At 62.2% G+C, this 21,614-nt stretch carries 22 protein-coding genes; 15 read left to right on the plus strand and 7 right to left on the minus strand.

The window, feature by feature from the left end; translation table 11 throughout:
• Positions 1-437: 437 nt before the first annotated feature.
• On the plus strand, positions 438-1,901 hold the full coding sequence (locus DOM58_RS09405) for a catalase (protein ID WP_075562859.1): 1,464 nt from the start codon (positions 438-440) through the stop codon (positions 1,899-1,901).
• 182 nt (positions 1,902-2,083) lie between these two features.
• Here the strand turns inward: DOM58_RS09405 and DOM58_RS09410 are convergent, their stop codons facing one another.
• The 3 genes from DOM58_RS09410 to DOM58_RS09420 form a co-directional block, all read right to left on the minus strand.
• Complete coding sequence (locus DOM58_RS09410) at positions 2,084-3,127, minus strand: nucleoid-associated protein (RefSeq protein WP_110692627.1); 1,044 nt, start codon at positions 3,125-3,127, stop codon at positions 2,084-2,086.
• A 105-nt stretch (positions 3,128-3,232) separates the two neighbouring features.
• Positions 3,233-3,994, minus strand: a complete 762-nt coding sequence (locus tag DOM58_RS09415; RefSeq protein ID WP_075562857.1) for an ABC transporter permease — start codon at positions 3,992-3,994, stop codon at positions 3,233-3,235.
• Positions 3,991-5,028 (minus strand): ABC transporter ATP-binding protein, encoded by a 1,038-nt coding sequence (locus DOM58_RS09420; protein ID WP_083627845.1) that lies wholly within the window; start codon positions 5,026-5,028, stop codon positions 3,991-3,993. Before DOM58_RS09420 ends, DOM58_RS09415 begins: the two co-directional genes overlap by 4 nt.
• 290 nt (positions 5,029-5,318) lie before the next feature.
• Here DOM58_RS09420 and DOM58_RS09425 point away from each other — a divergent pair, with 290 nt between their 5' ends.
• Positions 5,319-5,909: a BPSL1445 family SYLF domain-containing lipoprotein gene (locus tag DOM58_RS09425; protein WP_110692628.1), complete on the plus strand. Its 591-nt coding sequence runs from the start codon at positions 5,319-5,321 to the stop codon at positions 5,907-5,909.
• A gap of 95 nt (positions 5,910-6,004) precedes the next feature.
• Here DOM58_RS09425 and DOM58_RS09430 read toward each other — a convergent pair whose 3' ends face one another.
• Positions 6,005-6,733 (minus strand): YebC/PmpR family DNA-binding transcriptional regulator, encoded by a 729-nt coding sequence (locus tag DOM58_RS09430; protein ID WP_110692629.1) that lies wholly within the window; start codon positions 6,731-6,733, stop codon positions 6,005-6,007.
• Positions 6,734-6,984: 251 nt separating this feature from the next.
• Between DOM58_RS09430 and dbpA the strand changes: the two genes are divergently transcribed.
• The 3 genes from dbpA (at position 6,985) to DOM58_RS09445 (ending at position 10,507) form a co-directional block, all read left to right on the plus strand.
• A complete protein-coding gene (gene dbpA, locus DOM58_RS09435; RefSeq protein WP_110692923.1) occupies positions 6,985-8,424 on the plus strand; it encodes an ATP-dependent RNA helicase DbpA in 1,440 nt (479 codons plus the stop codon).
• A gap of 44 nt (positions 8,425-8,468) precedes the next feature.
• A complete protein-coding gene (locus DOM58_RS09440) occupies positions 8,469-9,326 on the plus strand; it encodes a PA4780 family RIO1-like protein kinase (protein ID WP_075562854.1) in 858 nt (285 codons plus the stop codon).
• Positions 9,327-9,499: 173 nt separating this feature from the next.
• Positions 9,500-10,507 carry a zinc-dependent alcohol dehydrogenase family protein gene (locus DOM58_RS09445; protein WP_110692630.1) on the plus strand — a complete coding sequence of 336 codons (1,008 nt, stop codon included), beginning with the start codon at positions 9,500-9,502 and terminating at the stop codon, positions 10,505-10,507.
• 142 nt (positions 10,508-10,649) lie between these two features.
• Here the strand turns inward: DOM58_RS09445 and DOM58_RS09450 are convergent, their stop codons facing one another.
• Positions 10,650-11,411 (minus strand): transporter substrate-binding domain-containing protein, encoded by a 762-nt coding sequence (locus DOM58_RS09450; protein ID WP_110692924.1) that lies wholly within the window; start codon positions 11,409-11,411, stop codon positions 10,650-10,652.
• Positions 11,412-11,876: 465 nt separating this feature from the next.
• Between DOM58_RS09450 and DOM58_RS09460 the strand changes: the two genes are divergently transcribed.
• The 3 genes from DOM58_RS09460 to DOM58_RS09470 all read left to right on the plus strand — a co-directional run bounded on the left by DOM58_RS09460 (position 11,877) and on the right by DOM58_RS09470 (position 14,056).
• The gene (locus tag DOM58_RS09460; protein WP_075562891.1) at positions 11,877-12,500 is read left to right on the plus strand and encodes a LemA family protein; all 624 of its coding nucleotides are present in this window, start codon (positions 11,877-11,879) and stop codon (positions 12,498-12,500) included.
• An 8-nt stretch (positions 12,501-12,508) separates the two neighbouring features.
• Positions 12,509-13,315, plus strand: a complete 807-nt coding sequence (locus DOM58_RS09465) for a TPM domain-containing protein (RefSeq protein ID WP_245392211.1) — start codon at positions 12,509-12,511, stop codon at positions 13,313-13,315.
• A gap of 105 nt (positions 13,316-13,420) precedes the next feature.
• The gene (locus DOM58_RS09470; RefSeq protein ID WP_075562849.1) at positions 13,421-14,056 is read left to right on the plus strand and encodes a TPM domain-containing protein; all 636 of its coding nucleotides are present in this window, start codon (positions 13,421-13,423) and stop codon (positions 14,054-14,056) included.
• Between the two features lie 108 nt (positions 14,057-14,164).
• Here the strand turns inward: DOM58_RS09470 and DOM58_RS09475 are convergent, their stop codons facing one another.
• Positions 14,165-15,613: a DEAD/DEAH box helicase gene (locus DOM58_RS09475; protein ID WP_110692632.1), complete on the minus strand. Its 1,449-nt coding sequence runs from the start codon at positions 15,611-15,613 to the stop codon at positions 14,165-14,167.
• A gap of 380 nt (positions 15,614-15,993) precedes the next feature.
• Here DOM58_RS09475 and DOM58_RS09480 point away from each other — a divergent pair, with 380 nt between their 5' ends.
• The 6 genes from DOM58_RS09480 (at position 15,994) to DOM58_RS09505 (ending at position 19,981) form a co-directional block, all read left to right on the plus strand.
• Entirely contained in the window at positions 15,994-16,368 is a 375-nt protein-coding gene (locus DOM58_RS09480; RefSeq protein WP_110692633.1) for a VOC family protein, read from the plus strand.
• A 78-nt stretch (positions 16,369-16,446) separates the two neighbouring features.
• The gene (locus tag DOM58_RS09485; RefSeq protein ID WP_223162153.1) at positions 16,447-17,613 is read left to right on the plus strand and encodes a glycerophosphodiester phosphodiesterase; all 1,167 of its coding nucleotides are present in this window, start codon (positions 16,447-16,449) and stop codon (positions 17,611-17,613) included.
• A 74-nt stretch (positions 17,614-17,687) separates the two neighbouring features.
• Entirely contained in the window at positions 17,688-17,978 is a 291-nt protein-coding gene (locus tag DOM58_RS09490) for a cupin domain-containing protein (RefSeq protein ID WP_075562845.1), read from the plus strand.
• An 89-nt stretch (positions 17,979-18,067) separates the two neighbouring features.
• Entirely contained in the window at positions 18,068-18,316 is a 249-nt protein-coding gene (locus DOM58_RS17820; protein ID WP_110692635.1) for an SEC-C metal-binding domain-containing protein, read from the plus strand.
• 58 nt (positions 18,317-18,374) lie between these two features.
• The gene (locus DOM58_RS09500) at positions 18,375-19,568 is read left to right on the plus strand and encodes a M20 family metallopeptidase (protein WP_110692636.1); all 1,194 of its coding nucleotides are present in this window, start codon (positions 18,375-18,377) and stop codon (positions 19,566-19,568) included.
• 8 nt (positions 19,569-19,576) lie between these two features.
• Entirely contained in the window at positions 19,577-19,981 is a 405-nt protein-coding gene (locus DOM58_RS09505) for a GFA family protein (protein ID WP_110692637.1), read from the plus strand.
• Positions 19,982-20,001: 20 nt separating this feature from the next.
• On the opposite strand, the gene pip is transcribed toward DOM58_RS09505, so the two are convergent.
• Complete coding sequence (gene pip / locus DOM58_RS09510; protein WP_110692638.1) at positions 20,002-20,958, minus strand: prolyl aminopeptidase; 957 nt, start codon at positions 20,956-20,958, stop codon at positions 20,002-20,004.
• Positions 20,959-21,217: 259 nt separating this feature from the next.
• On the opposite strand from pip, the gene DOM58_RS09515 reads away from it, so the two are divergent.
• Positions 21,218-21,595, plus strand: a complete 378-nt coding sequence (locus DOM58_RS09515) for a diacylglycerol kinase (RefSeq protein ID WP_075562889.1) — start codon at positions 21,218-21,220, stop codon at positions 21,593-21,595.
• The last annotated feature ends 19 nt before the right edge of the window (positions 21,596-21,614 follow it).

Consider the following 21,614-nt stretch of genomic DNA (forward strand, 5'->3'; position numbering starts at 1 on the left):
GTATTGTTCGCGACTATCAGACCCGGGTCGCTGATAAGGCAGGGTCTATCACGCAGCCCTTGCGGCATCTGGCGCTGCCCGTTTTGGCTGTCGGGATGAAGCGTGGGCGTGTCCTACATTCGGCGTGACGTTGCCCTAAAGTCGGTTTTCCACGGTTGGACAGTGTCCAGGGTTCACTCTATAAGTTGTGGTGCGCCCGTATGGGGTAGCCGTCCTGCTCGGCTGGGTCTATGCACCTGAGCCGAGGACGGCTTAGACGGGCAGAATTCAGGCGATCGTGTCGCAGACCTGACATCCGAGTCTCCATGGCCATGTGGCAGTAGACTCGTTGCGACCATCCCTATTAGTAGGTAGTAGGACATCTAGTAGGGCATCGCCAAGAGGTTTCAGTGCAAGGCGATCATCGTCTTGCGGCGTTGAATTAGGGAGAGATCATCGTGACCAGCGACAACCGCAAACCGACGACGACGGATGCCGGCATTCCGGTAGCGAGCGAAGAAAATTCGCTTTCCGTAGGCCCTGACGGCCCGATCGTGCTTCACGATCACTACCTGATGGAGCAGATGGCGGCGTTCAACCGTGAGATGATTCCGGATCGTCAGCCGCACGCCAAGGGCGGCGGTGCCTTCGGCCACTTCGAGGTGACCCACGACGTCAGCCGATATACCAAGGCGAAATTTCTCCAGCCGGGCAAGACGACCGAAATGGTTGCGCGCTTCTCGACCGTCGCCGGCGAAGGCGGCAGCCCGGACACCTGGCGCGATCCGCGTGGTTTCGCGCTCAAGTTCTATACCGAGGAAGGCAACTTCGACATGGTGGGTAACAATACCCCCGTGTTCTTCGTCCGCGATCCGATGAAGTTCCAGCACTTCATCCACTCCCAGAAGCGCCGTGCCGACAACGGTCTGCGCGATCACGACATGCAGTGGGATTTCTGGACCATGGCGCCGGAATCGGCCCACCAGGTGACCTGGCTGATGGGCGACCGCGGCGTGCCGGCAAGCTGGCGGCACATGAATGGATACTCCAGCCACACTTACATGTGGGTGAACGAGCAGAGTGAGCGTTTCTGGGTCAAGTATCACTTCAAGACCGACCAGGGCATCAAGTGCATGACCCAGGAGCAGGCCGACGAGATGGCCGGTAGCGATGCCGACTATCACCGCCGCGACCTGTTCAATGCGATCAAGCGCGGTGACTACCCGACCTGGACACTGCAGGTTCAGATCATGCCGTTCGAGGATGCCAAGACCTACCGCATCAATCCGTTCGATCTGACCAAGGTCTGGCCGCACGACGACTATCCGTTGATGGAAGTCGGCAAGATGAAGCTGGATCGCAACCCGGAAGACTTCCACACCCAGATCGAACAGGCTGCCTTCGAACCCAATAACATGGTTCCCGGAACTGGACTGTCGCCGGACAAGATGCTGCTGGCACGTTCCATCTCCTATGCCGATGCGCACCGCGCGCGGCTCGGGGTGAACTACAAGCACATTCCGGTCAACACGCCCAAGGCGCCGGTCAACAGCTACAGCAAGGGCGGCGCGATGCGCATGCATAACGCCAGCGATCCGGTCTACGCACCGAACAGCAAGGGGGGCTCCAAGGCCGATCCCGAGCGTTATCCGGAAGATGCGGTGTGGCAGGCCGACGGCGAGTTCGTCCGCGCTGCCTACACGTTGCGACCGGCGGACGACGACTACAGCCAGGCCAATGACCTCGTCAACAAGGTGATGGATGACGCGGCCCGCGACCGGCTGGTCAACAACGTGGTTGGTCACGTCTCTGGTGGCGTCGAGGAGCCGGTGCTTTCTCGCGTGTTCGAGTACTGGCGCAACATTGATGCGACCATCGGCCGGCGCATCGAGGAAGGCGTCAAGGCCAATCGCGGCCAGTAAGTCGTTCAGCGCCTGAATGGCGGTAAAAAGACGGCCCACTCCTCGCAAGAGGAGTGGGCCGTTGTCGTTGTGAACGCCGTTATGAGCGTCGTTCTGAGCCCGTTGAGTATCGTTTTGAGCTTCGCGATGAGCGCAGTCGCGCGTGTCGCTACCGGCCTCGATTCCGAGACAGCGTCAGCGTCTCAGCCCTTGCGCTCCTTGATTTGATCCTTCAACTGCCCGGGCACCTGCTTGATGATCAGGCGGTCGCGCTCGTCGTCGTATTCGATGCTGTTGCCGAGCAGGTGGGAGTCGAAGCTGATCGACACGCCGCTGGCGCGCCCGGCAAAGCGCTTGAACTGCTGCAGGGTACGCTTGTCCGGCGGAATCTCGGCGGCGAGGCCATAGTCCTGATTGCGGATATAGTCGTAGAACGCCTTGGGATGCTGCTCATCGACCAGCTCCGAGAGCTCGTCCAGCGTGATCGGTTCGCCGCGCTTGGCCTGCGCGTTGGCATAGTCGATCAATGTCCCGGTCTTCTCGCGGCTGGCTTCCTCGGGGAGGTCCTCGCTCTCGACATAATCGCTGAACGCCTTGAGTAGCGTGCGGGTTTCCGCGCCCGCGTTGATGCCCTCCTGACAGCCCAGCCACAGCCTGAAATCTTCCACCAGTTTTTTGTTGCCGCGGTCCTGAACGTAGGCGATGTACTGGCGAGAGCCGCCGTTCTGCCACTGGGTCAGGTCGATACGCGCGGCCAGCATCAACTGGCCCAGGTTGAGCTGCTGCACGGGCACGAGGTTGAGCTCGGCATCGAAGCCATAGCCGTCACGCTGATGCAGCAGGGCCAGCGTCAGGTACTCCGCTTCGCCCTGGCGATAGTGAATAAACCACCAGTGGCCGCCGACCGACAGATGCTGGTCGATCAGCGGCAACAGACTCTGGGTGGCTTCGCGGGTGAAATCGGTGAAGTTCGACTCTCCACTCCGATAGCGTTCCAGCTCGAAGGCGAATCGAGACGACGACGCGGGGCCGGCGTCATTATTCTCCGCGTTATCGGTGTCCTCCTCCCCGCCACTTCCACCGAAGTGGCCCCAGGCCTTGGGTTTGCCGTGAAAGCTCGAGTTGAAACTCGCCAGCAGCGACTCCGCCGTCGCGGTATCGACCATGGATTCGCCGCTGGCCATGGTGGCCGGCTGGTCATCAGCGTGCTTGTCGACGCGGTGCGCGCAGGTTTGCAGTATCGGCATGACGTGACTCGTGAAGCGTGAAAGGGCGGGTAGCCATTCGGCGACCCGCGAAGAACGGGGAGGGCGGCTTTGGTTTCCGCCTTCCGGTCCGGACCTGGCTATACGTCAGGGGCGTAGCCGATAACCGGTGCGGAAGATCCAACTGATGACGCCCAGGCTCACTGCCAGGAAGACGCCGATCATGACCAGACTGGCAACGACGCTGACATCGCTGATGCCATAAAAGCTCCAGCGGAAACCGCTGACCAGATAGACCACCGGGTTGGCCAGCGTCACCCCCTGCCAGAACGACGGCAGCATATCGATGGAATAGAAGCTGCCGCCGAGGAAGGTCAGGGGCGTGATGATCAGCAACGGCACCAGCTGCAGCTTCTCGAAGCTGTCCGCCCAGATTCCGATGATGAATCCGAGCAGGCTGAAGGTGAGCGCGGTCAGCAACAGAAACAGCATCATCATGAACGGATGCTGGATATGCAGATCGACGAAGAAGTTGGCCGTGCCCAGAATCACCAGCCCCAGAATGGCGGACTTCGATGCCGCCGCGCCGACATAGCCGAGCACGATCTCGAAGTACGAGATCGGTGCCGACAGCAGTTCGTAGATGGTGCCGGTGAACTTGGGGAAGAAGATCCCGAACGAGGCATTCGAGACGCTCTGTGTCAGCAGCATCAGCATGATCAGGCCGGGCACGATGAACGCCCCGTAGCTGACGCCTTCGACTTCCTGAATGCGCGAGCCGATAGCGGCGCCGAAAACGACGAAGTAGAGCGACGTCGAGATCACCGGCGAAATCAGGCTCTGCAGCAGCGTGCGTCCGGCGCGAGCCATTTCGAAGACATAGATGGAGCGAACGGCTTGCAGGTTCATGGGCGCTCTCTGACCAGGTTGACGAAGATATCTTCCAGCGAACTCTGCTTGGTGTGCAGATCCTTGAAGCGAATGCCGGCGGCCTCGATCTCGTTGATCAGCGCGCTGATGCTGACGTGCTCGCTGTCCCCGGCCTCGCTGGCGTCGTAGGTATAGACCAGCACGCTGCCTTCCTCGGCCAGCGTCAGCGGGTGGTGGGCCAGCGCGGGGGGCACGCTTGCCAACGGCGTCAGCAGATGCAGCGTCAACTGCTTGCTGCCGAGCTGTCGCATCAGTGCCGCCTTCTCCCGTACCAGCACGATCTCGCCGCCGTTGATGACCCCGATGCGATCGGCCATCTCCTCGGCTTCCTCGATGTAGTGCGTGGTCAGAATGATGGTCACGCCACTGTTACGAAGCTCTCTCACGACTTCCCACATGTCGCGACGCAGTTCGACGTCTACCCCGGCGGTGGGCTCGTCGAGAAACAGGATCTCGGGTTCATGGCCCAGCGCCTTGGCGATCAGCACGCGTCGTTTCATGCCGCCGGAGAGCGTAATCAGCTTGTTGTTGCGCTTGTCCCACAGCGACAGCGACTTCAGCACGCGCTCGAGATGGGCATCGTTGGGGGCCTTGCCGAACAGCCCGCGGCTGAAGCGCACCGTGTTCCAGACGGTCTCGAAGGCGTCACTGGTCAGCTCCTGAGGGACCAGGCCGATCTTGGCGCGCGCGGCGCGGTAGTCGGTGACGCTGTCGTGACCGTCGACCACAACGCTCCCGGAGCTGGCGTTGACCAGTCCGCAGATGATGCTGATCAAGGTGGTCTTGCCGGCCCCGTTGGGGCCGAGCAGGGCGAATATCTCGCCGCGCTGGATCTCCAGGTCGATCTGCTTCAGCGCTTCGAAACCGGAGTCGTAACGTTTGGAGAGACCGGTAATGGCAATCACCGGCGCAGGTTGAGCGCCAGGATTTTCGGACTGCGCGTCGACCGGCGTGTCGACGGTGGCATCGCTGGATGCCGCGCGCTCGGGCGCTAGGGGCGTCTCGTGACTCATGAAGGCGATACATCGTGACGTGAAGGGCCACTATTGTAGGCGAAAAACACCGGCAGGCGAAAAACATAAGCAGGTTAAGAACATCGGCAGGCAAAAATTGAGCTGGCTGTAGCCGGGAGTAGTCGTCATCGCATTGATCGCTCAAACCGGACCGAGAACAGCGACTGACGATCGCCGTGAAACGGGCGCAATGGCGCAGAGTTGTCTATAACGAATAGGCAACATCAAAAATCAGACAGGCAGGATCGGTGTTGAAACGACGCCGAGTTTTTCAAGCAAGGAGGCCATTCATGGCACGCTTTTCATCGATCAACCGTACCGCCGTCATGCTACTCGTCGCGGTTCTGGGCAGTACAGCATTGACCGCCTGTACCACCACCTCGTCTTCGGATCGCGAAAGCCGTCTCTCTCAGCGTGCACAGCTGGATCAGGACGTCCAGCAGACGCTGGATCGGCTCTATCGCTCGGTGCCCGACGCTCGATCGCTGGCGCAGCAGGCCGAGGGCGTACTGGTGTTTCCCGGGGTACTGGGCGCCAGCTTTATCGTCGGCGCCAGTCATGGTGACGGCTCGCTGCTGATGGACGGCGCCAAGGCCGGCTACTACACCACCACCAGTGGTTCGATCGGTTTCCAGGCGGGGGCGCAGTCGCAGGCCATCGTCTACCTGCTGATGACCGAGAAAGCGCTCAATCGCGTGCGTAGCGACAATGGATGGTCGGTGGGGGCCAGCGCCGGAGTGGCAGTCGCCGATATCGGTGCCAACGGCCAGATCACCAACGCTACGGCCGACAAGGAGGTCATCGCGTTCGTGATGAACAATCAGGGCATCCAGGGCGGTGTCTCGTTGAACGGCGCCAAGATATCCAAGGTCAGCCCTTGATCCTGTCTTTTCCGGATTGATCCCCCCAGACGCAGGAAACCCACCGCAAGGTGGGTTTCCTATTGATGCCAGCAATCCGTGACGGATCAATCGTGTCAGGCGCTCTCGGGCAGCTCGGCATTGTGATAGACGTTCTGTACGTCGTCGAGGTCGTTCAACATGTCGATGAACTTCTCAAACATCGCCACGTCGTCGCCCTCAAGCGGCGTATGGGTCTGGGGCAGGAACTGAATTTCGTCGGCTTCGAATTCGAGCTCGCCGAAGGTGTCGAGCAGCGCCTGCTTGGCCTTGGCATAGTCGGTATGCGGCGCGAACACGGTGATGCGACCGTCTTCGCTTTCGATGTCGGTGACATCGACATCGGCTTCCATCAGCACTTCCAGCACGGCTTCCTCATCCTCGCCGGCAAAGGCGAAGATCGCGCAGTGGTCGAACATATGGCTGACCGACCCCTGGGTGCCGATCTTGCTCTTGGTCTTGGTGAAGCAGCCGCGCACGTCACCGAAGGTGCGGTTCGGGTTGTCGGTCAGACACTCGACGATCACCATGCAGTTGCCCGGGCCGAAACCTTCGTAGCGTGCCGCCGAGAAATCCTCGCCGCCGCTGCCCTTGGCCTTGTCGAGCGCCTTGTCGATCACGTGCGACGGCACCTGATCCTTCTTGGCCTTGTCGATCAGCCCGCGAAGCGTCAGGTTGCCGGAAGGATCGGTACCACCGGACTTGGCGCAGACGTAGATTTCACGGCCGTACTTGCTGTAGACCTTGGTCTTGGCATCGGCCGTCTTGGCCATGGATTCCTTGCGGTTCTGGAAGGCCCTTCCCATTGTCACACCCTATCGGTTGTCAACGACGAGCGGGATTTTACGCAACATTGCGCGGATGTTGCAGGTTTATTTGGCCTTTCTCGCACCAATTGCCTAGCTCGCACGACGAGACGGCGTCAATCTTCGCGCGCTCTGGTATTCTGCCGCGCCTGAGCATGACATGGTGAGACCGAGTCGTCCGCCGGTTGACTGCATCGACCTTTTCATCTCGACCAGGAGCGCGTGCCGTGCCCGACACTCATCACTCGAAGATTCCGCATTCGGAGCTCCCGAACTCGGAGGCCGATCCCTCCGCGACGGGTCAGCCCGAGGCGTTCTCCTCGTTACCGTTACCCACGGCGCTTGTGGATAATCTCGAATCGCTGGGCTATCTGGCGATGACGCCGATTCAGGCCGCCAGCCTGCCGCCGATCCTGAGCGGTCAGGACGTGATCGGGCAGGGCAAGACGGGGTCCGGCAAGACGGCGGCGTTCGGTCTGGGCCTGCTGTCGGCGCTCGATGTCTCGCGCTTCCAGGTCCAGGCCCTGGTGCTGTGCCCCACCCGCGAGCTGGCGGACCAGGTCGCCGAAGAGCTGCGTCGGCTGGCGCGAATGCTGGCCAACGTCAAGATCCTCGCGCTGTGCGGGGGAACGCCGCTGGGTCCGCAGCTGAGTTCGCTGTCCCACGGCGCGCATGTGATCGTCGGCACGCCGGGCCGCATCGAGGAGCATCTACGCAAGGGCTCGCTGGATCTTTCGTCGCTTTCGGTGCTGGTGCTGGATGAAGCCGATCGCATGCTCGACATGGGCTTCCAGGCGGCGCTGGACACGATCGTCGCGGCGACCCCGAAAGCACGCCAGACGCTACTGTTCAGCGCCACCTACGGCGACAGCGTTCGCCCGGTCGCCGAGCGTATGCTGCGTGAGCCGGTAATGGTGGAAGTGGATTCGTCCCATGATGACGAGAGCATTCGCCAGCATTTTCACCGGGTTGCCGACGAGCCGGCCCGCCTGGCCGCGCTCAGCCAGCTGCTGCTGCACTACCGGCCGGAATCCAGCGTGGTGTTCTGCAACACGCGCCGTGAAACCCAGGAGGTCGCGGACCAACTGCTGGCGGCCGGATTCAGCGCCGAGGCGTTGCATGGCGATCTGGAACAGCGCGATCGCGATCAGACCCTGATCCGTTTCGCCAACAAGAGTCTGTCGGTGCTCGTTGCGACCGATGTCGCGGCGCGTGGGCTGGATATCGACGCGCTGGATGCGGTATTCAACTACCAGATCGCCCGCGAGCTCGAAGTGCATGTCCATCGCATCGGCCGGACGGGGCGCGCAGGCGCAAGTGGCGTCGCCTGTACCATATTGACCGAGAAGGAAGCCTATCGCCTCGAGCGACTCGAAGCGTTTCTGGGCGAGACGCTGACCATCGAGCCGCTGCCCGGCCGCGGCTCGGCATCCCAGGCGCCGTTTCAGCCGCGCATGGCGACGCTACAGATCGATGCCGGCAAGAAGCAGAAAATTCGCCCGGGCGACGTGCTGGGCGCGCTCACCAACGGTGACGACGCGATCGGCGGCGATCAGGTCGGCAAGATCAAGGTGCTCGATCGCAGCGCCTACGTTGCGGTCGAACGCTCGATCGCCAAACAGGCGCTGGCGACGTTGAGCGCCGGCAAATTGAAAGGGCGCAGCTGTCGGGTGCGCCGAATCGGACGCTGAAGATAGCGGGGACATGTGAGGATACATGTGAGGATAGCGAAAGCATGAAGGTACCCAAGCGATTGCAGCCGTTGGTCGAAGACGGGCTGGTGGACGAAGTCGTCAGCCAGTTGATGAGTGGCAAGGAGGCGCAGGTTTTCGTGGTTCGTTGCGGCGACGAACTGCGCTGCGCCAAGGTGTTCAAGGAGGCCAAGCAGCGCAGCTTCAAGCAGGCGGTCGCCTACCAGGAAGGGCGCAAGGTGCGTAACACGCGTCGCGCCCGGGCGATGTCGAAGAAGACCCGCTACGGCCAGCGTGAGCAGGAGTCGGCGTGGCTGAATGCCGAAGTCGATGCGCTCTATCGGCTGGCCGAGGCGGGCGTGCGGGTGCCCACTCCGCATGGCTTCGTCGATGGCGTACTGCTGATGGAGATGATCGTCGATGCCGACGGCGACGTGGCCCCACGCCTCGATGACGTCGAGTTGACGCCGGAACTGGCGCTCGAGTATCACCAGCGCCTGATTGGTGAAGTGGTGCAGATGCTGTGCGCCGGTCTGATTCATGGAGATCTGTCCGAGTTCAATATTCTTGTGGGCGCCGAGGGGCCGGTGATCATCGATCTGCCTCAGGCGGTCGACGCGGCCGGCAACAACAATGCGCCTTGGATGCTGGTGCGCGACGTCGACAACCTGCGCGGCTATTTCGGCCGCTTCGCCCCGGCCCTGTTGAAGACGGACTATGGCAAGGAGATCTGGGCGCTTTACGAGGCCGGGGAACTCCACCCCGAGACGCCATTGACCGGGCGTTTCGAACCGGACGCGTCGCTCGTCGACGTCAGCGATGTCATGCAGGTCATCGATGCCGCTCGCGAGGAAGCCGCGGAGCGCCAGGCACGGGAACAGGATGACGACGAGGACGATTGACAGGAGCGCAGGGAAAGCGACCGACGAATGGCACCGGCAGGAGGCCGCTGCCTGTCAGCCGGGCAAAAAATATAGGTTCGACCGGCTGGCTTGATCACCACCGGAGGAGACCGTCTACACTTCGGGCACCCGTTAAACGATTCCATGGGATCGTTTCGTTCAAGGAGTGCACCATGCAAGTCGTCAATCTGAAGTCTCCCGGCGGTCTGGACCAGCTCAATCTTCACGAGGTCGAAGGCCCCGGCGAACCCGGCCCCGGAGAAATCCGGGTTCGCGTTCATGCCAACTCGCTCAACTTTCATGACTATGTCGTCGCCAGCGGGAAGTCGCCGACGGAGGAAGGGCGGATTCCCATGGCCGATGGCGCCGGCGTCGTCGAGGCGGTGGGCAAAGGCGTTACCGAATTCGCGGTCGGCGATTCCGTGGTTTCCACGTTTTTCCCGCACTGGCTCGACGGGCCGGCGCGCGTCTCCGACTTCAAGACGGTGCCGGGTGACGGTGTCGACGGTTACGCCCGCGAACAAGTCGTTCGTCCTGCGCAATGGTTCACCCATGCGCCCAAGGGCTATACCCATGCCGAAGCCGCGACGCTAACCACGGCAGGCCTTACGGCGTGGCGCGCGCTGGTCGTCGACGGTGGTCTCAAGCCGGGCGATACCGTGCTGACGCTGGGCACCGGTGGGGTATCGATCTTCGCGCTGCAGCTGGCCAAGGCCATGGGCGCCACCGTCATCTCGACCTCGTCGTCCGCGGACAAAATCACGCGGCTCAAGGCGCTGGGTGCCGATCACACGATCAACTACCGCGAAGAGTCGGAGTGGGGCAAGAGAGTGCAGGAGTTGACCCACGGCCACGGCGCCGATCACGTTATCGAAGTCGGCGGCCCGGGCACCTTGCCGCAGTCCATCGATGCCGTTGCCATTGGCGGGCATATTTCGCTGATCGGCGTGCTGACCGGACGCGGCGGCGATATTCCGACCTCCAAACTGATGGCGAAGCAGGCCCGGCTGCAGGGTTTGATCGTGGGTAGCCGCCGGCACCAGATCGAGATGATCCGCGCGCTCGAAACGACCGGGATCAAGCCGGTCATCGACTGCTCGTTCGCCCTGGACCAGATCGGCGACGCCTTCCGCCATCAGGAATCCGGCAAGCACTTCGGCAAGATCTGCCTGGAGTTTTAAGCCTCCCGTATTGCAGCTAGTGAAACACCCAGGCGAGTAGCGCCAAACCCGAAGCGCCGCTGGAAGACTCCAGCGGCGCTTTTCATTGAGCGGCGCTTTTCATCGAGCGTCTAATGGAACGACGGCATTTCCCGTAATGTCGCTACTTGCGGGAGGCGGGACGCAGATCGTAGTCGAAATACTGGTGCATCAGGGTTTCGAAGGTGCCGTCCGCATAGACGCTATCCAGCGCCTGATTGAAGGTCTCGGCCAGATCCTTGTCGCGCGGGCGCACCGCGATCGCGTTGCCCTTGCCGAAGATCGACTCCGGGCTATCGATACGCGGCCCGACTTGCACGAAATCGCTGTCGGCGCTGCCGATTTCCAGCGCGTCCAGTGCCACCGGATAGTTGAGGAACGCCATATCCAGGCGCTGCGATTCCAGATCCAGCGCGACATCCGCCGCCGTGGCGTAACGCTGAACGTCGAGCTTGTCGCCATACTGCTGGGTGATGTAGCTATCCTGCGTCGTCCCTCGCTGCACGCCCACCGATAACCCCTTCAACGATGCCGGATCATCGAGAGAGATATCGCTGCCGCGTCGTGCCACCCAGACCTTGGGCGACATCGCATAGGATCGCGTAAACAGCACCTGGCGCTCCCGTGCCGGGGTGATCCGCATCGACGACATGATGGCGTCGTACTTGCGTGAGAGCAGGCCGGGGATGATCCCGTCCCAGCCCTGTACCACCCATTCGCAGTCGAGCTTGGCGCGCTCGCACAGCGTGTTGCCCAGGTCGATCTCGAAACCTTCCAGCTCGCCATCGGCATTGCGATATTCGAACGGCGGATAGGGCACGTCGACGGCGATACGAACGTGCTGTGGCGCGGCAGCCTGAGTGGTGGAAGCCAGACCGAGTCCCATCGCCAGGGCGACGAGGGGAAGGGTGAATTGCTGGTTGAGGCGTAGTGTCACGCGGAAGATCCTTATTGGAATGGCCCTTTGTCTGGAGACCTTTTGTTGGGAAGGCTTTATCGATAGCCCTTGAGACGACCCTTTGTGCTCATCGATGGTGATGTCACAAATGAAGATCGTTTCCATATGTTGGCGCAGCCGTCGGCGGATGACCAGTGCGACGAGAGCCGGCGGGCAGGCGACACCCACCGTCGGCGCCGGCCACTCCGCGTTGCTCCGGAAGCGCACTCGGCGCCGGGGATTCACCTCCCTATGGTGCCGGGGATTCACCTCCCTATGGTGCCGGGGATTCACCTTCCCATGGCGCCGGCCAACCTGTAACTTGGCGTCATCGTCGTCTTGCCATCCTCGAACCCGCGTGACGCGTTCGAGCTATCGAGACGACACGCCATGATTTCTCATCAGGAACCCTTCATGCAGACACCCGTGACCGCTCTCTCCATCGCCACCCGTCAACCTTGGCGATGGATGTTGCTGCTGGTACTGATGCTGTCGCTGTCAGGCTGCGGCATCAACAACATCCCGACGCTGGACGAGAAGGTGAAGTCGTCCTGGTCTCAGGTCGAGAACCAGTATCAGCGCCGCGCGGATCTCGTTCCCAATCTGGTCCAGACGGTAAAAGGATTCGCCAGCCAGGAGCGGGAAACGCTGACGGCCGTTACCGAGGCGCGGTCCAAGGCGACCTCGATCCAGGTCGATGCCGACAGTCTGAACGATCCTCAGAAGCTGAAGCAGTTCCAGCAGGCCCAGAGCCAGCTGACCGGCGCGCTGAGTCGGCTGATGGCGGTTTCCGAGCGCTATCCCGATCTGAAGTCGAACCAGAACTTCCTGGCGCTGCAGTCGCAGCTGGAAGGGACCGAGAATCGCATCGCGGTGGCGCGTCGCGATTTCATTCAGGCGGTCGAGGCCTACAACACCGAGATCCGGACGTTCCCCGGCAAGATCTGGCATAGCGTGTTCTACAGCGACATGCCGGTTCGCGAGAACTTCGAAGCCACGGCGGAAGATGCGGATCAGGCACCCAAGGTGGAGTTCTGATGCCGGTCATGATGCAACAACTGTTTCGACGAACGGTCCCGCGGGCCATCTCGCTGACATTGGGCCTGTGGTTGCTGGCGTTTACCGCGATCGCCCAGGCGGCGCCGGATTTCCCCGAACTGACCGGCCGTGTCGTCGATAACGCCGATCTGCTCGACGATTCGACGCAGTCCCAGTTGACCGACATGCTGGCGGCTCACGAAGACGCTACCGACGAGCAGGTGGTCGTCGTGACGGTGCCGAATCTGCAGGGCGAAGCCATCGAGGATTACGGCTATCAGCTCGGCCGCGAGTGGGGCATCGGCCAGAAGGGCGAGGATAACGGTGCCCTGCTGATCGTGGCGGTGGACGAACGCGCGGTGCGGATCGAGGTCGGTTATGGCCTCGAGGGCCGACTGACCGACGCCCAGTCTTCGAGAATCATCAATCAGATCATCACTCCGGCGTTTCGCGACGGCGACTTCGCCGGCGGGATTACTCGCGGGGCCGAGGCGATGGTCAAGGTGCTGGGGGGCGATCCCTTGGCGGAAGCGCCGCCACAGCAACAGCCCGATCGGCAAGAATCGCGGCATATCGGCGGCGCGGGATTCTGGTTCTTCGCGCTGTTCATGATCGTGATGCTGATCGTCCGCAGCGGCGGGGGCGGCGGCGGTCGTGGTGGTAAACGACGTCGGCGCGGTGGCTTCATGGGTGGCGTGCTGATGGGCGGCGCTCTCGGCGGGTCCGGTGGCTTCGGCGGCGGGGGTTTCGGCGGTGGCGGCTTCGGCGGCGGTGGCGGCGGTTTTGGCGGCGGCGGTGCCTCCGGTGGCTGGTAGGGAAACGCTGAATAAATCGACGAGCAGGATGAAGCGCAACGCGGCGGCGATTCGCCTGCGTAGCCATTCGGGCAGTGTTCCCGTAGACGACAGGATAATGACAGCATGGCCTTATTGAGTGAAAGCGAACAACGGCAGGTCGGCGATGCGATCACCCGGATCGAGCGCGACACCGACGCCGAAGTCGTCACCGTCCTGGCGCGCCAAGCCGACGATTACACCTATATCCCGCTGCTGTGGGCGGGGCTGACGGCGCTCATCGTTCCCGGCGCCCTGGCCGTGATCGCCAGCTGGCTGAGCGGGCTGGACAGCATCAGCGCCTGGTATCTGCTGCTGGTGCAGTGGCTGGTCTTCATCGTCCTGGCGGTGGTTTTCCGGCTGCCCACGGTCCTCACGCGCCTGATCCCGCGTCATGTGCGGTTCTGGCGCGCTTCCAATCTGGCCCGGCGGCAGTTCCTGGACCAGAACCTGCACCACACCGATGCTGGTACCGGCATGCTGATCTTCGTCTCGGAGGCCGAGCGTTACGTCGAGATTCTCGTCGACCGGGGAATTTCGGATCGACTGGACGATGACACCTGGCAGTCGATCGTGGTCAGCTTCACGGCCAAGGTGAAAGCCGGAGAAACCTTGCAGGGTTTCCTCGACTGCATCGATAGTTGCGGCGAGCTGTTGAAGACCCATGTTCCGGCGACCCACGAGCGCAACGAGTTGCCGAACCGGCTCGTCGTGCTCGATTAGGCTTCACGTGCCGGCACTTGGCCGGCATCCGGATACGACAACGCCACCGNNGTGGCGTTGTCGTTGATACGAGCTGAAGCCGTTGATACGAGCGGCAACGTCTAACTTTCAGACGTTGCCGTTGGGCGTGCCGCCGCCGCTGCGACGCTGGCCACCACCCGAGCGCTGGCGACGTTGCGCCGGGGCCTCGCTGTTGCGATTGGCGCCGTCCCGGTTGCCGTTGGCATCGCCGCGCTGGCCTGAGGAGGAACCGCGCCCGCCGCCATTGCCGCGTCCGCCCGTATTACCGCGGCCACCGGCGTTGCTGGTGCGTCCGCCACCGTTGCTGCGTCGCTGACCGTTGCCGCCATCGCCGCGACGCTGGCCACCGCGAGGTTGGCGGTCATCGTTCTCGTCGACCTTGGGGCCGCCGCCGGGCGTCGGTTCGAAACCTTCCACCGTCTGGCTGTTCAAACGCTGACTGATCAGCCGCTCGATGCCGGCCAGCTCCTTCTTCTCATCCAGGCTGACCAGCGATACGGCCTGACCGCTGGCGCCGGCGCGGCCGGTACGACCGATACGGTGAACGTAGTCTTCCGCCACGTTGGGCAGCTCGAAGTTGACGACCTGCGGCAGCTGGTCGATATCCAGCCCGCGGGCGGCAATATCGGTAGCGATCAGCGCACGAATACCGCCGCTCTTGAAGGAGGCCAGCGCCTGGGTCCGCGCGTTCTGGCTCTTGTTGCCGTGAATCGCCGCAGCCTCGATACCCTGACCCTCGAGATACTTGGTCAGGCGATTGGCGCCGTGCTTGGTGCGGGTGAAGACCAGCACCTGCTGCCACTGATGGGTCTGGATCAGGTGCGACAGCAAGGCCGGCTTGCGGCTCTTGTCCACCGGATGAACCCACTGGGTCACCGTGGCGGCAGCGGCGTTGCGCGGCGTGACCGACAGCTCGACCGGATCGTTGACCATGCCCTTGGCAAGGTTGCGGATCTCGTTGGAGAACGTCGCCGAGAACAGCAGGTTCTGACGCTGCTTGGGCAGCACCGCCAGAATCTTGCGGATATCGTGGATGAAGCCCATGTCGAGCATGCGATCCGCTTCATCGAGCACCAGCACTTCGAGCTTGTCGAAGCGAACCATTTTCTGCTGATAGAGATCGAGCAGGCGGCCAGGCGTGGCAACGAGAATGTCGACGCCCTGGCGCAGGGTAGCGATCTGCGGGTTGATCTTGACCCCGCCAAAGACCACGGCGCTTTTCAGTGACAGATGTTTGCCATAGGTCGCCACGCTCTCGCCGACCTGAGCAGCGAGCTCTCGGGTCGGGGTCAGAATCAGGGCACGGACCGGAATCTGTGAACCGCCCTGGGGGCGTTCACCTTGAGACAGACGGTGCAGGATCGGCAGGGTGAAACCTGCCGTCTTGCCGGTACCCGTCTGTGCGGCCGCCATGACATCTCTTCCCTCGAGGACGGCGGGAATCGCCTGTGACTGAATCGGGGAAGGGGTGTCGTAGCCTTGTTCGGCAACGACTTTCAGCAACGGGGCACTAAGGCCCAGTGAGGCAAAACTCATTCGGAATTCTCTAGGTCGCGGCGATTGGCGAAGCGAAGCGGCTACGCTCTACCGGGGAATGCCAGTGCTGGCTGATGCGCCTGGAGGCGACAAAAAGGAGGGTCGTCGACTTTTTCAGCTTCGCGTGACGACGGTCAGACAGATAACGGCAATGGGCACGCAGCTTAACGCATGTGCGGGCCCGCCGCCATCCGATACTGCGACTATCGTAGAATGGCGTTCGCCATCGGTTTCATGGCGACTCAGATTATTGCAGCGCCTGCCCGCTAGCCTCCAGCCGAAGTAAGGACTGACTGGGGTGGTGGGATGTCGCCCCGTTCAGCGCGGGCTATGCTGGATAGCGCGCCATCTGGATTTTCAGCACGAACAGGAGAGCGACCATGCACAGGAGTCGTCTGGCGGCACTGGTCATCGATAGCCAGCGCGAAGAGAAATCGTCGGCCATCGATTTCTGGGCCGGGGCACTGGGTTGGCCCGGCCACGAGACCGACGAGAAATACGGCAAGCTGGCCACGCCGTCCGATCAACCTGATGTACTGATCCAGCAGGTCGATCATCCCAGCCGCGTTCACCTGGATATCGAAACCGACGATATCGATGCCGAAGTGGCCAGACTGGAGAAGCTGGGGGCGACGGTCGTAGAGCGTCTGGAGCGCTGGACTGTCATGGAAGCCCCCACCGGCCATCGGTTCTGCGTCGTCCATCCGCAGCGGTCGGATTTCGACGTGGCCGACAGCGTCAACGTCTGGCCCTGACTTGGTCGCCAGCGGGTTATGGGGTAGCGTCGACGTTGGATTCGGTCGATAAACCCGATAATGAACAAGGAGATAATGATGACCACCTCGACGCGTCGCTGGCTTCTGGCCTGCGGTGTCAGCCTGTTGCTGCCGGTCAGCGTGACTCAGGCCGCCGATTCAGCGCCGGCCAGTAGCGGCGAACCCCAGGGCTCGACGCTGTGCACCAAGATTCCGATTCCCTGTGACGCGGTCATCGCCCATCGGGGGGCTTCCTACCAGGCGCCGGAATCGACCCGGCCCGCCTATCTTCTGGCGCGGGACCTGGGGGTCGATTATCTCGAGCTGGATCTGCAGCGAACGAAAGATGGCGTGCTGGTGGCCGTCCATGACAATACCCTGGGGCGCAATACCAACGTCGCCGAGGTGTTCCCTGACCGGGCCGATGCGCCGGTGTCGAGTTTCACGCTCGACGAACTCAAGCAGCTCGATGCCGGCAGCTGGTTCAACGCGAGCTATCCTGACCGTGCTCGCGACAGTTATTCGGGTCTCGAAATATTGACGCTGGATGAGGTGATCGACATCGCCGAAGGCGGCGACAACCATCCCGGACTCTATATCGAGACCAAGGTGCCCGAGCAGTTTCCGGGCATCGAGGAGGACCTGCGCAAGAAGCTTCAGTCGCGGGGCTGGTTGGGAGATGAAGCGAAATCCCGTCCGGCGGCGAAGAAGGGAGCCGTCAACGTGGGTGACACGCCGGGTCGTGTGGTAATGCAGACCTTTTCCAAGGCAAGCCTGAAAGCGTTGGAAACGTCCATGCCGGATGTGCCTCGCGTGTTGCTGCTGTGGCTAGGCAAGGGCGGTATCGAGGCCGCACCAGGCAAGCCGCAGGGTGACGACGAGAGCACGGCCGATTACTACGCCCGTCAGCAGGTCGCTTCACCTGAGGCGTATCGATCCTGGCTCGACTTCGCCAAGGATCATGGCGCGATCGGACTCGGTCCGTCGGCCGTGCAGTCGGAGCACGACGGCAATTTCAGCAGCCAGTTCAGCTATATGGACCTGGCCGAACCCTGGATGATCGGCATGGCCCACGATGATGGCATGCTGGTACACCTCTACACGGTCGACGAACCGGCGGACTTCGAACGCTATCAGCAGCGCGGCGTCGATGGTTTCTTCACCAACCGGGCCGAACGGCTGCTGGAATTTTACGGTCACCCGACTCAGGACCAGGACGCCATTCTGAAGCGTCACGGCTACTGAGCCAGTTTTGGCAGCGTGTGTCGGCGTAGCATCGGCGCCGGACATCTCTATTTATCGATTGAAGGATTGGAATCATGAGCTCCTCGCGCCCACAGGCCCAGCCCAGCGTCCAGGTGGACAATGACCGGGTCCGGGTCACCGAATGGCGATTTTCTCCCGGCGCCGAAACCGGCTGGCACGCGCATGACTGCGACTATGTGGTGGTGCCGCAGACCACCGGCAAGCTCGAACTCGAGACGCTGGACGGCCATACGTTCTCGACCTTGGAAGCCGGCGTTTCCTACTATCGAGACAAGGGCGCCGAGCACAACGTGGTCAACGCCAACGATTTCGAATTCGTCTTCGTCGAGATCGAGATCAAGTAGCTCGCTCATGTCGCCAGACAATGGCGCTGCCTCGATCCGTGGAGGATAATTGCGGGTCGGTTATCCTCCATTCATTACGGTATCGCGTTATGACTCAGCCCCACGTCCACGGCCCGGACTGCCAGCACGATCACGATCACGATCACAGCCACGATCATAGCCACGACCACAGCCACGTTCATGATCAGGATGGCTCTGGTCACGTTCATGGCCCGCACTGCCAGCATCATCACCACGAAGCGCAAGCGCCGGTGCGCAATGCGATGAAGGACATCGGCCGCAATGACCCTTGCCCCTGCGGCAGCGGCAAGAAGTTCAAGAAGTGCCATGCCGGCTAGCAAGAATTACCCCATAGGTTCTCCATCGATATAAATCCAAAACGATCCGGGAGATAGCATGAGTACAGTGACGTGCTCGAACGAGCGATATGACATCACCTGCGACTGGCTGGCCGGGCAGCAGTCGCAGATGGTTGAGTCCCTGAAGACGCTGGTGAACATCGACTCCAACAGTTACGACAAGGCCGGCACCGATGCGGTGGCGGATGTCATCGTCGAGTGGCTGGAGGCTGACGGGATTGCCGTGACGCGGACGCCGCGGCCGGACGCCGGCGATATTCTCGAGGCGTGGCTGGAGGGGGATGGCAGCGATGCGAGCGCCGGTCATGTGCTGATGATGGGGCATCGCGATACGGTGTTTCCGACCGGCACGGTCGCCGAGCGTGGCTACACCCGGCAGGGCGATACCGCGTTCGGCCCCGGCGTTGCCGACATGAAATCGGGGCTGGTGCTCAATATCTTCGTGCTGCGGGCGCTCAAGCGCCTGTCGCCGTTGCCCTTCCCGGTGCGTGCACTATTCACCGCAGACGAGGAAATCGGCTCCCGCGACGGTACCGCCTTCATTCGCGAAGCGGCCAGTGGTGCACGGGCCGTGCTCAACGCCGAACCGGGCCGTATCAGCGGCAACGTGGTCACCGGCCGCAAGGGCGGAGCAGCCTTTCTGATCGAAGTGACCGGCAAGGCGGCGCACTCCGGTGTCAGTCATGCGGATGGCGCCAGCGCCATCGAAGCGCTGGCGCGCAAGATCGTCAAGCTGCATGCGCTGACCGATTACGAGAGCGGTGTGACCACCAACGTCGGCCTGATCGAAGGCGGTGTATCGCGCAATACCGTCGCGCCTGCGGCAACGGCACAGCTGGATACGCGCTTCGTCACCAACGAGCAACGCGCCAATCTGCTGGCGGCGATCGAGACGATCATCGCCGAGGAGGAGGTGCCGGGGACTCAGGCGACGATTCGCCAGACCTCCGGCTTCCTGCCGATGGAGCCCGCCATGAGCGAGGCCCTGTTTGCGCGTTATCGGGTCCAGGCCGAGAAGCTGGGCTTCAGCGTCGGCGGCGAATTCACCGGCGGCTGTTCGGATGCCGGTACCACGGCAAGCCTGGGCATCCCCACGCTCTGCGGCACCGGCCCGGTCGGCGCCAAGATGCACACCGACGACGAATATTGTCGGCTCGAAACGTTCGTGCCGCGGGCCCAGGCGGTGGCGGCGACGATTCTGGATCTAGCGGCAGAAGCCTCTCCGAAATGACTAGGGCCATGAAGCCTTCAGCCAGTCGGCAGGCGAGCTGTGCCTGCGGTCAGTTGACGCTCGAGGCCAGCGGCGAACCGATTCGGATCTCGGTTTGCCACTGTCAGGCGTGTCAACGTCGCAGCGGGGCGCCGTTCGCGGCTCAGGCGCGCTATTGCCGGGCCAGGGTGTGGCTCGACGGAGAGTACAAGACGTTCGTCCGCGTCGCCGATAGCGGCAATGAGGTGACGGCGCATTTCTGCCCGCACTGTGGTTCGACGCTCTGCTATTGGCTAGCCGTCGATCCAGACGTCCTGGCCGTCGCCATCGGGGCGTTCGGAGACTCCGACTTTCCGCCGCCGAACTTTTCGATGCACGACGATCAGCGCTACGCCTGGATCGATCTGCCCGCCTCGACCCAGCGTCAGAACTAGCCCACCGATGTGGCCCAAGCTCAGTGACGATCAGCGAAGCGATCGGTCGCTCGCACCAGCGCCGCCAGAGTCTCGGGTTCGCTGAAGGCGTGGCCGGCGGCCTCGATGATCTCGAGCGTCGCGTCGGGCCACGCCTTTGCCAGATCCCAGGCGTTTTGAAGCGGGCAGACCATGTCGTAGCGGCCGTGGATGATGACGCCGGGGATGCCCGCGAGGCGATCGGCCTGTGCCAATAGCTGATCGTCGAATTCGAAGAAGCCCTGGTTGATGAAGTAGTGGTTCTCGATCCGCGCGAAGGCCAGCGCAAAGTGATCGGCCGCGTGGGATTCGGTAGCATCTACGGGAATCAGTTTCGAGGTCTCGCCTTCCCACACGCTCCAGCGCCGGGCCGCCTCGAGCTGGCGTTCGATGTCATCGCCCATGAGTCGTTCGTGGAAGGCGGGAATGATATCGCCACGCTGGTCTTCGGGCAGGATTTCCACCAGACGCGCCCACTTCTCGGGGAACACGTTGCGTGCGCCGTTCTTGTAGAACCAGTCGAGCTCCTGCTGGCGCATGGTGAAGATCCCGCGCAACACCAGTTCGCTGACCCGCGACGGATACTGTTCGGCATAGGCCAGCGCCAGCGTCGAGCCCCATGACCCGCCAAACACCTGCCACTGTTCGGCGCCGATCATCTGGCGCAGGCGCTCGATGTCCTCGATCAGGTGCCAGGTGGTGTTGTTGTCAAGGCCGGCGTGCGGCGTCGAACGCCCGCAGCCGCGCTGGTCGAACAGCACGATGTCGTAGCGTTCGGGATCGAAAAGCTGGCGGTGGATCGGCTTGCAGCCGCCGCCGGGGCCGCCATGCAGGAAGACCACCGGCTTGCCATTCGGGTTGCCACAGCGCTCCCAGTAGACCTGATGGCCGTCGCCGGTCTCCAGATGACCGGTGGCATGAGGTTCGAGGGGCGGATAAAGAGGATTGGATTCGGACATGATTGACCTTGTTGGAAACGTGAGGCTATCACTGCGTTGAAGACGACCCAGCATAAAGGCCGCGTGAAACAGGGGCCAGGAACGACGACCGATGGCCTGGGTCTGAAATCTGCAGAAGCTATCGCGACTTCGATGATGTCATCATGTGCCTCTGCTACCATCGTCGCCATTCAATTGGCTTCGGCGCGCCGAGATCGGTGCCGAGCTATCGTTTCGTTGCCGAGGGGGCGATCGCCAGCGCGGTCGAATCAGAGAGTCCATGAAATCACGTTCCGGCGATACCGGTTTTCGCCACCTGTTTCACTCCACGGGCTACTCGTTGAAGGGGCTGGTTGCCGCCTTCCGCAACGAGGCTGCCTTTCGCCAGGAGGTGGCGCTCTGCGTCATCCTGGTGCCGTTGGCCTACTGGATCGGCAAGAATCCCGTCGAATGGCTGGTGCTGGTCGGCAGTTGCGTCTTCGTGCTGATCGTCGAACTGCTCAACAGTGCCGTGGAGACGGTCGTCGACCGAATCGGTCCCGAACACCACGAGCTTTCCGGTCGCGCCAAGGATATTGGCTCGGCTGCGGTCATGCTGGCGTTGGGGATGGCGGCGGTGACTTGGGGCCTGCTGGCGTACCAGAAGTTTTTCGGTTGATGTCGCCCAGCCCGTTATC

Source organism: Salinicola halophyticus, from assembly GCF_003206695.1.
Classification (GTDB): domain Bacteria; phylum Pseudomonadota; class Gammaproteobacteria; order Pseudomonadales; family Halomonadaceae; genus Salinicola; species Salinicola halophyticus.